The organism is Polaribacter sp. 11A2H (genome assembly GCF_011379025.1).
In the GTDB taxonomy this organism is placed as follows: Bacteria; Bacteroidota; Bacteroidia; order Flavobacteriales; family Flavobacteriaceae; genus Polaribacter.
In genome coordinates this window covers 132,615-145,806 of record NZ_WTLD01000008.1, presented here as the reverse complement: position 1 = coordinate 145,806, position 13,192 = coordinate 132,615, and the positions used below count along the sequence as shown (strand labels likewise).

The window sequence follows — 13,192 nt, the reverse complement described above, 5'->3', positions numbered from 1 at the left end:
TTGTATTTATAAAACACCTTTTTTAGTCTAATTTGACAATTCAATATAATGCTTAAAGAAATCAAAAAAATAACACCCCACTAGTCATTTAGCCGCAAGGAGAAACCTCATAACAACAATATACAAACCAAAGCAACCTTATCTGATTTCTCTATCTGTTCGAAAAAGACAAACAGTATGAAAAAAGGACTATTTTCTTAACTTCACAAACAAGTCCCAAATAACAACCCCTGTAGTAACAGAGATATTTAAAGAATGTTTGGTACCCAATTGCGGAATTTCAATACACAAATCAGACGCATTTACAACTTCTTGTTGTACTCCTTTAACTTCATTACCCATTACAATAGCATACTTCTCTCCTATCGTCGGATAAAAAGTGTCGAGCATTGTAGAGTTTTCTGCTTGTTCAATAGATAAGACTTTTACATTTTCTGCTTTTAATTTTTCAACCAAAGTCAACGTATCCTCTACATATTCCCAAGCCACAGATTCTGTTGCACCTAAAGCTGTTTTATGAATATCTTTGTTTGGCGGAGTAGCGCAAATACCACATAAATAGATTTTTTCAATCAAAAAAGCATCACTCGTTCTAAACACAGAACCAATATTATTTAAACTTCTAATATTGTCTAAAACTACTATAATAGGCGTCTTCTCTACTGTTTTAAATTCATCAACAGTAATTCTTCCTAACTCGTTATTCTTTAATTTTCTCATACTTATTTTATTCAAAACTCCAAACCTCACAGAGGTTTTAAAAACATTCGTTTATAAGAGTTTTATCGCGTTCCTAACTATAATTATTTGGCTAAAGCCAATATTTAACTGATCATTAAACACAGACTAAAGTCTGTAACAATCCATAATTTTAATTCAATTACCTGTAGATTTATCCACAGGTCTTAAAGTATTTCCAGCATAATGGCTTTAGCCCAAATTTTGTTTTAATCAACAACCTCAACCCAAGGTTACAAGATATGCTTCGAAACAAATATTTAACATTTTAAAGCATGCCTCAGTAAATAAAACTCCTAACTATCGCCCTTTAATTAAAAGTTCTGACTTATTGTGAATAAGTTCACTACAAACTGCCAACTGAATACTGACTACTTTTTCTATCTTCGCAAAACTAACTGAAAATTTCCAAAAACTTGGCAAAATCAAAAGCAAAAAAGGTTACTCCTTTAATGAAACAATACAACGCAATCAAGAATAAATATCCTGATGCAATGTTACTTTTTAGAGTAGGAGATTTCTATGAAACCTTTGGTGAAGATGCTAAAAAAGCTGCTGATGTTTTAGGAATTACCTTAACAAAACGTGGTGCCGGAAGTGAAACAGAAACTGCATTGGCCGGTTTTCCGCATCATTCTTTAAATACCTATTTACCAAAGTTGGTAAAATTTGGAATGCGTGTTGCCATTTGCGATCAGTTAGAAGACCCGAAAATGACCAAAACCATTGTAAAACGTGGTGTTACAGAATTGGTTACTCCTGGAGTTTCTTTAAATGACGAAGTTTTACAAACCAAAACCAATAACTTTTTAGCGGCGGTTCATTTTGATAAAAAACAACTCGGAATTTCATTTTTAGATGTTTCTACAGGTGAATATTTAGTGGCGCAAGGAAATGCAGAATACATCGATAAATTGTTGCAGAATTTTAGTCCGAGTGAAGTCTTGGTTCAAAAACAACACAAACAACAATTTTTAGAACTTTTTGAAAACCGTTATTATACGTTTTATTTAGACGATTGGGTTTTTCAAAAAGAATACGCAAACGAAACATTACAAAATCATTTTGAAGTAAAGAGTTTAAAAGGTTTTGGAATCGAAGATGTTAAAAACGGAATTATTGCTGCCGGTGCAGTGATGTATTACTTATCTGAAACACAACATAATCAGTTAAAACACATTCAGCATATTGGTAGAATTGCTGAAGATAATTATGTTTGGATGGATCGTTTTACGGTTCGAAACTTAGAACTTTATAATCCGAATTCTGTAAACGCAGTAACGTTATTAAATGTTATTGATAAAACGATATCGCCAATGGGCGGAAGATTGTTAAAACGTTGGTTGGCGCTTCCATTAAAAAATATAGACGAGATTAAAAATCGTCATGAATTGGTAAAGTTTTTTATAGATTCTGATGAGTTTTCTCAGACGGTAACCTATCAATTAAAACAAATATCCGATTTAGAAAGATTGATTTCTAAAGTAGCAACAGGTAAAGCTTCACCAAGAGAAATTGTACTTTTAAAAGATTCTTTAAAGGCGATTCTTCCGATAAAAGCATCCGCAGAAAAGAGTAAAAATAAGGCTGTAAAAGCTCTCGGAAATCAGTTACATACTTGCAATGATTTAATTGAAAAAATTAATGAAACTTTATTTGATGAAGCTCCGGTAAACATCAATAAAGGAAATGCCATTGCAACAGGCGTTCATAAAGAATTAGACGATTTACGCGCTATTTCTAACTCTGGTAAAGAGTATTTAGATAATATGCTAAAGCGTGAAACAGAGCGCACAGGAATTACAAGTTTAAAGATTTCTTTCAACAATGTTTTTGGGTATTATATAGAGGTTAGAAATTCTCATAAAGACAAAGTTCCGCAAGAATGGATTCGTAAACAAACCTTAGTAAATGCAGAACGTTATATTACTGAAGAGTTAAAAGAATACGAAACTAAAATTTTAGGTGCTGAAGAAAAAATAGCCAAAATAGAACAAGAAATATTTTCTAAGTTATTACAATATATCATTCAATATGTACAGATAGTCCAAGAAAATGCACAGATTATTGCAAAAATTGATTGTTTATTGTCTTTTTCGGTTTTAGCAATAGATAACAATTATGTGCGTCCAATTATGGATGAGAGTACCGATTTAGAGATTAAAAATGGTCGTCATCCAGTTATTGAAAAACAATTACCGATAGATCAAGCTTATATTGCAAATGATGTGGTATTGAATAGAACTCAGCAACAAATAATTATGATTACCGGACCCAATATGTCTGGTAAATCAGCAATATTAAGACAAACAGCATTGATTGTTTTATTAGCACAAATGGGAAGTTACGTTCCGGCTCAGAATGCAAAAATCGGAATTGTAGATAAGATTTTTACTAGAGTTGGTGCAAGTGATAATATTTCTATGGGGGAATCTACTTTTATGGTAGAAATGAATGAAACCGCTTCGATCTTAAATAACGTTTCTGAGCGCAGTTTAATTTTGTTAGATGAAATTGGTAGGGGAACCTCTACTTATGACGGAATCTCGATTGCATGGGCTATTTCTGAGTTCTTACACGAACATCCAACCAAAGCAAAAACGTTGTTTGCTACACATTATCATGAACTGAATGAAATGACTACTTCTTTTGAGCGCATTAAAAACTTTAATGTATCGGTAAAAGAATTAGAAAACACCATTATTTTCTTGCGTAAATTGGTTTCTGGTGGCTCTGATCATAGTTTTGGTATTCATGTTGCTAAACTTGCTGGAATGCCAAATATGGTAATCCACAGAGCGAATAAAATTTTGGCAAAACTAGAAAAGAACAATAAAAATGCTGAAGTTAAAGACGTTTTAAAACAAGAACAAAATGAAGAAATGCAACTTAGCTTTTTTCAGTTAGACGATCCACTTTTAGAAAACATTAAAGAAGAAATTTTAGCAACAAACATTGATACTTTAACACCTATTGAAGCCTTAATGAAATTGAACGAGATTAAAAGAATGTTGATTAAAAACTAATGGTAAATAATTTAGAACAAGGTTTTTTCGGAATCGGAATTCAGAATGGAAAAACGCCCGAAAATTTAGGAGTTCTTTGGCGTTCTGCACAAAATATGGGTGCAAGTTTTATTTTTACCATTGGCAATCGCTATGCTAAACAAGCTTGCGATACACACAAAGCTACTGGAGCAATGCCTTATTTTCATTACGAAAATTTTGATGATTTCTTTAACAACTTGCCAAAAGGCGCCATGTTAGTGGGGGTAGAATTAGATGAAAAAGCAGTACAATTAGAAACTTTTAAACATCCGAGACGTTGCGTATATTTATTAGGCGCAGAAGATCATGGATTGTCTAATGCAGCTATTGAAAAATCGCATCATTTGGTAAAATTTAAATCGGAATTGAGCTTAAATGTTTCTGTTGCCGGAAGCATTATTATGTATGATCGGCAAGCGAAGTTTAATTTTTAAAGTTGATTAAAAATCTGTAAATATTATAAAATAGGATTCTTTTTATTAATTGGATCTTGCTTTAATAATTGCGTCATACTTTCATACAGTTCTGGTTCGTTTTCTTTAAAATATGCTGCTTGTTCAAAAAAGGTTTCTAATGAAACTGAAAAGAACTCAACAAGATTTGTACCTGCATAATCTCTTAAAACGATGTTTTCTTTCGCTTTTATTTTTTTAAATTTCGTTTTTGCTTGACTTTTCCAATTTTCAAAATCTCCTTTATTAAATATTTTAGAGAAATAAGATCTTGTATGATTCTCGAAAATTAAACAATGACCAAATTCGTGAATAGATAAATTAAGCGCATCATCTGTAATTTTAAAGCCCTTTTCTATTGCAGGCCAAGACATATTTACCTTTCTAGTTGCAATATTTACATCACCCTTAAAAACTGCTGTATTATTTTTATAAGAGTAAGAACTTGGTGCAACAAATACATCATTAAACTTATTTAAAGTATCCGTTTTTAATCCAAATGTAATTTGAACAAAAGCACTCGAAATAATAATTTTCATTTTTTTATTTACAATGAAATCAGGCTCTGAACTGAAGTTTGTTGTAGAAATAAATAATAATGTTCTTACTTGAAAATTAGTTTTATGAACATCTGAAAGGTTCTTATAATATGAGTTTGATTTAAATAGAACTTCATGACATTCAATTTTTGATTTTCTTCTAAAAAAAAGCAAGAATGATAGTGACAAAAATGTTTAAAAAAGTAACGCTCTTGTGTTTGGTTTGGTTCGTGTTTTAAGCTACTAATTTAGTAAATAATAACTAAATAAAAAGTCCTCACAAACTTTCGTAAATAGATGAGGACTTAGCAATAAATTATATACGGCTTAAGTTTGTATTTATGCATCTACAAAAATTACTTGACCCGTAATAAATCCATCAACCGAACGTTCAAAAGCTTTACCTACTAACTTTCCAGGAACTGGCTCAAAACCTGGCATCATTTCACCATAAACATCCCAAGCCTCTTCTAAAACAGTTGGGTTTATTGAGTTTACTCGGATTCCTCTTGGCATTTCAAAAGCAACACATTTAACAAATGTATCAATAGCGCCACTAGTAGTAGCATCAGCAATTGCAAAAGGTATAGGCTTAGTATTTAAAATTCCTGTTATTAAAGTAAATGACCCCTTATCTGCAATGTATTCTTGACCAATACGTACAATGTTTATTTGTCCCATCATTTTACTTAAAATGGTACTCATCCATTGTTCTTCGGTCATTTCAGTAAAATTTGCATATTCACAAACACCAACAGTGTTTACAACAGCATCAAAATGACCAACATCTTCATATAATTTCCTTAATGATGCTTCGCTTGTAATATCTACTTGAAAGTCATAGCTATCAGCAGAACGTCCAGCAGTTATAACTTTGTGTTTTCCTAGACCCGTAAGAGCAGCTTGTCCCATTTTTCCGTTTGCTCCAATTAAAATTATTGTTTTCATATAATATCTGTTTTTAAATTATATGCAAATTTATGAAGCACTAAAAGTTTATGAAGAGGACATTTGTCTAATACGTAATATTAGCTCTTATTCGACTTAGGTGACGTTGTGTAACGCCTAGGTACGAAGCTATATAATGTAGTGGAATCTCTTTGATATATTCAGGTTGCGTTGTAATTAAATCTAAATAGCGTTGTTGAGCCTTATCTTTTTGATGATTAAATATCCATTTTTCTAATTCAACATATTCCTTTTCGGCAATAATTTTCAAAAAACGCAACCAATTACTATTTGATTTGGCTAAATTTTCTAAAGTTGCTTTTGGTATTGAAATTATTTCAGCATCTGTCAGAGCTTGAATATTTTCTTCAGATTTTTTTTGTGAAATAAATGAAGAATAAGCCATTAATAATTTATTAGGAAAAGTGAAACAATATGTGATTTCATCTTCATTATTTGAATAATAATAGGAACGAAAAATTCCACTTTTGACAAAAGCTATAGAGTCGCAAATTTCATTATTATTAATATATAAATCGCCTTTTTTTAATAAAATAGTTTGAGATAAATTCAAGAAATCATTAATCTCTATGTCGGTAAATAAATTAAATGATTTTAAATATTCTTTCATTTCTTTCTTTGATGTTTGGTATGCTCAAATTACCGCCAACGTTGTTGTATAAGCTTTGTTGCGTTGTTTAAGCAGTGAATTTAGTAAATAAAACACGAACGGCGAAATTCCGGAGGAATTTCCCAAGTGAGCTAAAACCAGCAATAAAGTTTATACGGTGTTGTAACCAGTTATTTTTTATTCAGTTCTGCTTTAAATTTCATTATTTCAGACAGATATATTTCGTTTAAAAATTCGTTATAAATATCGTTTCTTTTATAATCAATGTTTTTTTCAGCTTTTAAAAGATTCTCTTTAGCTTTCTCAATTTCTCCAAGTTTTTCAAATGCTTTTGCAATTCCAAAATAGGATTCTGGTGTAAATTCAGATTGTTTTAAAGCTCGTTCAAATTCAGATATAGATTTCTCGTAATTCCCAAGTTCGTATTCACAAAGTCCTAAATAAACAAAAGTGTGGATGTCTACCCAATCTTCTTTATTGTTTTCAACATTAAGGTTAAAATTTTCAATAGCTTTCTTATAATTGTTTTTTCCGAAATAACATTCTCCTCTTAAAAAATCAATATTTTCTCCCCAAGGAGCATCTACAAAATTTGTTGTTAAACTATCTAACCTATTAAAGTCATTTAAAGCACTTTCATAGGCTCTTAATTTTCTCAATTTTAACCATCCTCGATAACCTAAATGTGATTCTGGTTCAAGTTCAACTGCTTTATTTAAAAGTTCAAAACCTTTTGCATATTCGCCTCTTTTGTTAAAAGCAACAGATTGTTCAAAATACACATCAGAATAATCTGAATGTTGGAATTTTAAAATATTAAACATAGTTTGCGAAAGATAAAGACCTTGAGAATGTTCAGCCATTTTGAATCTTTTTTCTTTAGGAGATAAAGCTGTAAAGTAGATTATTACTATTGAAATAGCGAAAAACAAAATTGTGAAAACAATCTTAATTATTTTGATAAAAATTTTCATAATTCTTAAAATATATCTGAGATTCTATCATTTTGAATTTTGAAGTTCAAAACATAATAACTATCAAGACTTTCATCTTTCCATTTTCCTGCTTCCCAACCATGTAAGCTTTTTATTGATTCTTGAATAAGTTTGATACTTTCAGATTTAAGATGGTTTTCTTTTAGATTCGTATTTACTGTTTTTACTCGGAATCGACCTATCTGATTTTTACAGTTAACTATAAATCTAAAAGTTATAATACCTGTTTCGTTAAAGTTTGTATTTTTTAAAAGTTCGTTTAATTCTTTATTGATGGCTTTTTTTCCGCCTTTATAATTAGTTCCAATTGAGTAGTATTGTGAAATTCTATCTTCATTACAAACCAAAAATTCAGAATTATCAAGATTTTGGTCAAACTCAATATCTACAATTCTATGAGTTGTTTGGTAATAAATCCAAAAAACAAGAATTGAAGCTAAAAGAAAACTACTTAGTAAAAGAATATTAAGTTTATTTTTCAATTCAGATTTTGGTTTGAGTGGTTAATAGGTTACAACGTTGTTGTATATGGTTTGTTGCGCGTTTTAAGCACCTAATTTAGTGAATAATTACAGACCAAGAAAGTCCGCGAGGACTTTCGTAAATAGGCGAGAAGCCAGCAATAAATTATATACGGTGTTACCAAAAGTTTTATTTTAATTTCATTATTTTTTTCCTACTTCCATTTTCAAACTCTATAATCATTAAAACATTTTTCGTGTTTAATGAAATTTCTTTCCCTAAAATATTATAAGCTTTTTTAGGAATTAGTTTTGATAAAATTAAATTATCATTCTCAACACTCAAAGAATTTTGTTCAGCAACAATTATATCTCCATAATCACTTGATGTAATTACTGGTAAAATAAAACTTGTTTCAGTATTTGAAGCAATATTAAATTTAACAATAATATTTCCAACAATTCCAATTATTTCATTTGTTGCTTGATTAAAAACTAAACTTTCAGGACTATTATCAGCGTTTTGAGATGAATTGCTAAAGTCTGTACTCAAGTTAATAGTATTTACTGTATTTCCGTTTGTTTGGTCAATTTCTAAAAGAGAATGAACATAATTTGAACTATTACTATAGTCTCGTTTTGTAACAAATAATTTATTGTTAGCAACAATTATATCTCCATAATCACTTGATGTAATTACTGGTAAAATAAAACTTGTTTCTGTATTTGAAGCGATATTAAATTTAACAATAATATTTCCAACAATTCCAATTATTTCATTTGTTGCTTGATTAAAAACTAAACTTTCAGGACTATTATCAGCGTTTTGAGATGAATTGCTAAAGTCTGTACTCAAGTTAATGGTATTTACTGTATTTCCGTTTGTTTGATCAATTTCTAAAAGAGAATGAACATAATTTGAACTATTACTATAGTCTCGTTTTGTAACAAACAATTTATTGTTAGCAACAATTATATCTCCATAATCGCTTGATGTAATTACTGGTAAAATAAAACTTGTTTCTGTATTTGAAGCTATATTAAATTTAACAATAATATTTCCAACAATTCCAATTATTTCATTTGTTGCTTGATTAAAAACTAAACTTTCAGGACTATTATCAGCGTTTTGAGATGAATTGCTAAAGTTTGTACTCAAGTTAATAGTATTTACTGTATTTCCGTTTGTTTGGTCAATTCCTAAAAGTGTATGAAAATAATTTGAACTGTCGCTATAATTTCTTTTTGTAACAAATAACTCTTGAGAAAAAAGGTTTGTTGTAATAATTAATAATAAAATTAGAATGTGTTTTCTTTCGTTCATTTTTTTTTTAATTTTTGGTAACGCTTTATATAACAGTAAAAATTTGTTTTATCCCCTAAATTCACAGGGTTTAAAAAAAAGTATTTACTTTTATAATTATTTCTTGATATTTAGATTTAGCAATTTATTATATGGTAAAAATAAACCATAAAAATATACTTGTTAATAACAAAACATTAAAATTCATTTTTTACTAAAACGTTTCGAAAATTTGAATAAAAAATATACCGCGGCCGCCAAAAATATTATTTGAATTACTTGCCAAATAAAACCTCCTGCACTAAAATCATTTATCGCTTCTTCCATATATGTTGCTCTTTTTTTAAATATACTTAATAATTATCTCTTAACTCCTCAAAAACAGCTTGCATTTTCTTTTTTACTTCAGCATTAGAATGCATGTAATGATTGTTCATATAACTGAATATTAATGTTTTTCCGGAGTTTGTAATTAAGTAACCACTTAAATTATAATTGTTCCCTAAAGTACCCGATTTTGCATGAATATACGGTTTTGGGTTTCCAGAAAACCAATTTTTTAAAGTCCTAGACTTTACGCCAACCGGAAAAAACTGAAACAACCTTTTTATTGGAATTTTTTGATGCATTTTGGTTAAAACTTCCACAAAAGAAATCGGTGTAAATAAATTATACCTACTCAATCCAGAACCATCTACCCAACGTGGTTTTTGTTTTAAATCTTTCAATTGATTTTCTAACATAAAATTTCTTGATTTTGCAGAATTTAACGTGTCTGAAAGAGTGGATGAAGCTAAAACTAAAATCTGTTCTGCTAAAAAATTATCGCTTACTTCCATCATTCTTTTAAATAAAGAATCTTTAGGAATACTATATGCAACTGTAGATGGTTTTAAGACTGATTTATGCATTAAACTTACTTTGTTGGGTAAAATATCATTCCAGAGATTTAAAAGCAAAGAATCACTTATAATCATCGGAATTTTGGTTTCTCTTTTCCTATTTTTTCCAAAGTAAAAAGAATTAGAAAGCTCTTTTCTTCCATAACTTTTATCTGTAATTTCTAATTTATCAGCAAAATAGTTAGGAGCAACTTTTATTGAATCTTCATTTTGGACAAACACAACATTTCCATACATAGGAAAAGCACTTACTTCTGGACTAAAATAGCTATCAAAATCTTCCCAAGCCCAACCTGGTCCGTATCTTTTATCAGAAATATTATTAGCAATTATATGTACCTTTTTGTATTTTTTTGCCAATTTTAAAGCGGTACTGTCTTTAAAAAATGGATGCAAAAAAGTAGGATCTCCTGTGGCTTGTATTGTAATTGTATCTTTATTTACAGCATATTTAAAAGCCGGAATTGAATCTGGTAACATTTCTAACCCCGTAAAAAGTGTAAAAATTTTAGTATTACTAGCTGGTGTAAAATACTTATCTGCATTATAACTATAAAGTACTTTATCTGCAGCTACATCATAAATGTAAATTCCCGTAAATTGATTATCATAAAAAGAAGCTGTTATTTTTTGATCAATATTTCTAGATAATTTAACCGTTTTACAGCTTGTAAAATAGACAGTTACAAACAAAACTACAAGTACTCTTTTAAGCATTTAAACTATATTTAATATATTTTTTTTTCTAAACTACAAATATTTTGGTTTGTGAAGTTTATATATTGAATAAATATTTACCTTTGTTTTATGAATTCTACTCTTTTATTTATTAGTGGTCCAGAAATAATGGTTGTCATGTTAATTGTGGTAATGCTTTTTGGTGCAGATAAGATTCCTGAAATTGCCAGAGGATTAGGAAAAGGAATGCGTCAGGTAAAAGATGCAACCAACGATATTAAGAGAGAAATTAATGAAAGTGCTAAATTGCCTATTTCAGAGACTGATTCTGCAAAAGAAGTTACTAAAGGTGTTAATGAAGAATTTAAAAGTATTACAAAAGACATTAACAAAGGAATTAATTCTGTAAAAGATAATATTGAAGATCTAACAGGTCCTATAAAACGTAATTTCTAACTTTACTTTATTCTGAATTTAGTTATAGAATAGCACATTACATTCAAAAAAAATCTTTACCGCACAAAAAGAAAACCATCATTAATAATTTAACAGCTTCTTTTTAACTATTTTATTTGTTTTTAAACAGCTATGTTTTTGTTTACAAACATTGTTTTTTATCCTGTGAAACAGAAACTACTTTACTCTGCTTATTGTTAAACCATCTCTAATTGGCAAAAGTACCGTTTCAACTCTATCGTCTGTATTTAATAGTTTATTGTAAGCCAAAAGTATTTTTGTATCCTTATCTTTTGGATCTAATTTTTCAACAACTTTACCACTCCAAAGTACGTTATCAGATAAAATAATTCCACCAGAATTCATTTTATCTATAATTAAATGAAAATAATTAATGTAGTTTGTTTTATCTGCATCAATAAAAACCAGATCAAATTTCTCATTAATGGTAGGTATAATATCTATTGCCTTACCAACATACTGTTTTATTTGATTTCTAAAACCAGATTTTTCAAAGTATTTATTTTGAAGTGTTTCTAATTCTTCATTCTTATCTAATGTAAAAATTTTTCCTTCGGGTGCTAAACCTTCGGCTAAACACAAAGCAGAATACCCAGTATAAGTACCAATTTCTAAAATATTTTTTGGTTGAATTATTTTTGAAATCATAGACAATACTCTTCCTTGAAGATCACCGCTTAACATTCTTGGGTTTAATACTTTTTGCCAAGTTTCTTTACTTAATTGTTTTAAAATTATAGGTTCTTGTTGTGAGTGATCTACAGCGTAGTTGTCAATATTTTCTGGTAAAAAATGCATCTGATGTTTGGTCGAGTACAGTCGAGACCTTATTAAGTTTCTTTACAAATCTCTCGGCTGTACCCGAGAAAATAAAAAGCGAATGTACAAAAAAACGGAATCTATATTTCTATAAATCCCGTTTCAATCTAACAAAAAATCAAAAAATGTAGTTTTTTAAAAACTACCAAAATATTTTTATTCTTTTATTTTAGCTAACTCTTTTTTAAGAGCTTCCTTTTCTTCTTTACTAAGGCAACGTTTTGTTGGTTTACAACTTCTTGCATGCCCTTTGTACATATTTGTAAGTGCTTTATTTTGCTTTGTGTAAAGACAACATATTTTACAACTTAAAAAATGTAGATTTAGTTTTATTTTTTCAACTAAAGAAGCAGCACCATATTGGCTTTTATCACAAATAGTAGTTGCTTCGTCGCAAGTAATTTTTAAATTTTTAAACATCTCTTAATTATTAAACCAATTATCTTCCATACATTTTCTGAGCTGTGTTCTTGCTCTATGAATGATAACCCATAAGTTGGACGCTGTAATATCTAACTCCTTACAAATTTCTTCAGTTTCGAACCCTTGTATGGTTTTCATTCTAAAAACCATTGCATATTTTTTAGGCAAAGCATCTATACAAGAATCTAACTGACTTTTTAATTCTTCGTTTTCAATGGTTTTCTCAGATTCATTGTCCCAACTCTGTGGTACCCTCTCTTCTAACCAATTACCTTCGTTTTCACCATCATCATAAAAATTCATTCTAACTTCAGCTTGCCCTTTTTTAGAATTTATTTTTCTATAATAATCTATAATTTTTCTTTTTAAAATAGAAATTAACCAAGTTCTTTCTGTAGATTTTCCTTGAAAATTTTTAGCAGACTTTAATCCTGCAAAAAAAGTATCTTGAACTAAATCTTTAGCTAAATCACTGTTATTTACACGCACAATAGCATAATTATACATATAGTCTGCATAATTATCTATCCATTTGTCTGTGTTTAATACAACTTGCTCTTCTGTCATTTAATAAATAAAGGTCAAAGATAATGTTATTTTTTATTCTTTACTCTTTTAGATTATCACTTCTTTTTACACCTAAAACATAATTAATTAAATACAGGTTGTTAGAAATTTAATTAGATAATTATAAGTAACCAGCAATAAATCTAAACAAATAGCTTAATAATAAAATTTATTTTTCTTAAGATTAACGAAATATTAACTTGTTTAATCTT

General features: G+C 29.1%; 14 protein-coding genes. 3 read left to right on the top strand and 11 right to left on the bottom strand.

The genetic code is table 11. The features are described 5' to 3' along the window. Positions 1-189: 189 nt before the first annotated feature. Positions 190-720, bottom strand: coding sequence for an RNA methyltransferase (locus GQS58_RS11885; protein ID WP_166386135.1), 531 nt, complete (start codon positions 718-720; stop codon positions 190-192). Between the two features lie 470 nt (positions 721-1,190). Here GQS58_RS11885 and mutS point away from each other — a divergent pair, with 470 nt between their 5' ends. Both mutS and GQS58_RS11875 read left to right on the top strand, forming a co-directional pair. Beyond that, positions 1,191-3,764, top strand: a complete 2,574-nt coding sequence (gene mutS / locus GQS58_RS11880) for a DNA mismatch repair protein MutS (RefSeq protein ID WP_410524707.1) — start codon at positions 1,191-1,193, stop codon at positions 3,762-3,764. Then, positions 3,764-4,219 carry an RNA methyltransferase gene (locus tag GQS58_RS11875; protein ID WP_166386131.1) on the top strand — a complete coding sequence of 152 codons (456 nt, stop codon included), beginning with the start codon at positions 3,764-3,766 and terminating at the stop codon, positions 4,217-4,219. Before mutS ends, GQS58_RS11875 begins: the two co-directional genes overlap by 1 nt. Positions 4,220-4,242: 23 nt before the next feature. Here GQS58_RS11875 and GQS58_RS11870 read toward each other — a convergent pair whose 3' ends face one another. The 7 genes from GQS58_RS11870 to GQS58_RS11840 all read right to left on the bottom strand — a co-directional run bounded on the left by GQS58_RS11870 (position 4,243) and on the right by GQS58_RS11840 (position 10,733). Next, positions 4,243-4,950, bottom strand: coding sequence for a zinc-dependent peptidase (locus GQS58_RS11870; RefSeq protein WP_240914608.1), 708 nt, complete (start codon positions 4,948-4,950; stop codon positions 4,243-4,245). Between the two features lie 165 nt (positions 4,951-5,115). Next, entirely contained in the window at positions 5,116-5,724 is a 609-nt protein-coding gene (locus GQS58_RS11865) for a short chain dehydrogenase (protein ID WP_166386127.1), read from the bottom strand. Positions 5,725-5,791: 67 nt separating this feature from the next. Continuing rightward, the gene (locus GQS58_RS11860; protein WP_166386125.1) at positions 5,792-6,355 is read right to left on the bottom strand and encodes a Crp/Fnr family transcriptional regulator; all 564 of its coding nucleotides are present in this window, start codon (positions 6,353-6,355) and stop codon (positions 5,792-5,794) included. 170 nt (positions 6,356-6,525) lie between these two features. Then, positions 6,526-7,329 carry a tetratricopeptide repeat protein gene (locus tag GQS58_RS11855; RefSeq protein ID WP_166386123.1) on the bottom strand — a complete coding sequence of 268 codons (804 nt, stop codon included), beginning with the start codon at positions 7,327-7,329 and terminating at the stop codon, positions 6,526-6,528. 5 nt (positions 7,330-7,334) lie between these two features. Further along, entirely contained in the window at positions 7,335-7,832 is a 498-nt protein-coding gene (locus tag GQS58_RS11850) for a hypothetical protein (protein ID WP_166386121.1), read from the bottom strand. A gap of 169 nt (positions 7,833-8,001) precedes the next feature. After that, on the bottom strand, positions 8,002-9,135 hold the full coding sequence (locus tag GQS58_RS11845) for a hypothetical protein (protein ID WP_166386119.1): 1,134 nt from the start codon (positions 9,133-9,135) through the stop codon (positions 8,002-8,004). Between the two features lie 332 nt (positions 9,136-9,467). Next, positions 9,468-10,733: a D-alanyl-D-alanine carboxypeptidase gene (locus GQS58_RS11840; protein ID WP_166386117.1), complete on the bottom strand. Its 1,266-nt coding sequence runs from the start codon at positions 10,731-10,733 to the stop codon at positions 9,468-9,470. A 90-nt stretch (positions 10,734-10,823) separates the two neighbouring features. On the opposite strand from GQS58_RS11840, the gene GQS58_RS11835 reads away from it, so the two are divergent. Next, complete coding sequence (locus tag GQS58_RS11835; protein WP_166386115.1) at positions 10,824-11,150, top strand: twin-arginine translocase TatA/TatE family subunit; 327 nt, start codon at positions 10,824-10,826, stop codon at positions 11,148-11,150. Between the two features lie 177 nt (positions 11,151-11,327). Here the strand turns inward: GQS58_RS11835 and GQS58_RS11830 are convergent, their stop codons facing one another. From GQS58_RS11830 to GQS58_RS11820, 3 genes are all read right to left on the bottom strand, one after another. Next, a complete protein-coding gene (locus tag GQS58_RS11830; protein ID WP_166386113.1) occupies positions 11,328-11,969 on the bottom strand; it encodes an O-methyltransferase in 642 nt (213 codons plus the stop codon). 177 nt (positions 11,970-12,146) lie between these two features. Then, positions 12,147-12,410, bottom strand: coding sequence for a hypothetical protein (locus tag GQS58_RS11825; protein ID WP_166386111.1), 264 nt, complete (start codon positions 12,408-12,410; stop codon positions 12,147-12,149). Positions 12,411-12,413: 3 nt separating this feature from the next. Further along, complete coding sequence (locus GQS58_RS11820) at positions 12,414-12,980, bottom strand: sigma-70 family RNA polymerase sigma factor (RefSeq protein ID WP_166386109.1); 567 nt, start codon at positions 12,978-12,980, stop codon at positions 12,414-12,416. Between the last annotated feature and the right edge of the window lie 212 nt (positions 12,981-13,192).

Coding starts and splice junctions, on each gene's coding strand:
- GQS58_RS11865 (WP_166386127.1), bottom strand. CDS start 5,724: ATGAAAACAATAATTTTAATTGGAGCAAACGGAAAAATGGGACAAGCT.
- GQS58_RS11885 (WP_166386135.1), bottom strand. CDS start 720: ATGAGAAAATTAAAGAATAACGAGTTAGGAAGAATTACTGTTGATGAA.
- GQS58_RS11855 (WP_166386123.1), bottom strand. CDS start 7,329: ATGAAAATTTTTATCAAAATAATTAAGATTGTTTTCACAATTTTGTTT.
- GQS58_RS11820 (WP_166386109.1), bottom strand. CDS start 12,980: ATGACAGAAGAGCAAGTTGTATTAAACACAGACAAATGGATAGATAAT.
- GQS58_RS11860 (WP_166386125.1), bottom strand. CDS start 6,355: ATGAAAGAATATTTAAAATCATTTAATTTATTTACCGACATAGAGATT.
- GQS58_RS11830 (WP_166386113.1), bottom strand. CDS start 11,969: ATGCATTTTTTACCAGAAAATATTGACAACTACGCTGTAGATCACTCA.
- GQS58_RS11845 (WP_166386119.1), bottom strand. CDS start 9,135: ATGAACGAAAGAAAACACATTCTAATTTTATTATTAATTATTACAACA.
- GQS58_RS11875 (WP_166386131.1), top strand. CDS start 3,764: ATGGTAAATAATTTAGAACAAGGTTTTTTCGGAATCGGAATTCAGAAT.
- GQS58_RS11840 (WP_166386117.1), bottom strand. CDS start 10,733: ATGCTTAAAAGAGTACTTGTAGTTTTGTTTGTAACTGTCTATTTTACA.
- GQS58_RS11825 (WP_166386111.1), bottom strand. CDS start 12,410: ATGTTTAAAAATTTAAAAATTACTTGCGACGAAGCAACTACTATTTGT.
- GQS58_RS11835 (WP_166386115.1), top strand. CDS start 10,824: ATGAATTCTACTCTTTTATTTATTAGTGGTCCAGAAATAATGGTTGTC.
- mutS (WP_410524707.1), top strand. CDS start 1,191: ATGAAACAATACAACGCAATCAAGAATAAATATCCTGATGCAATGTTA.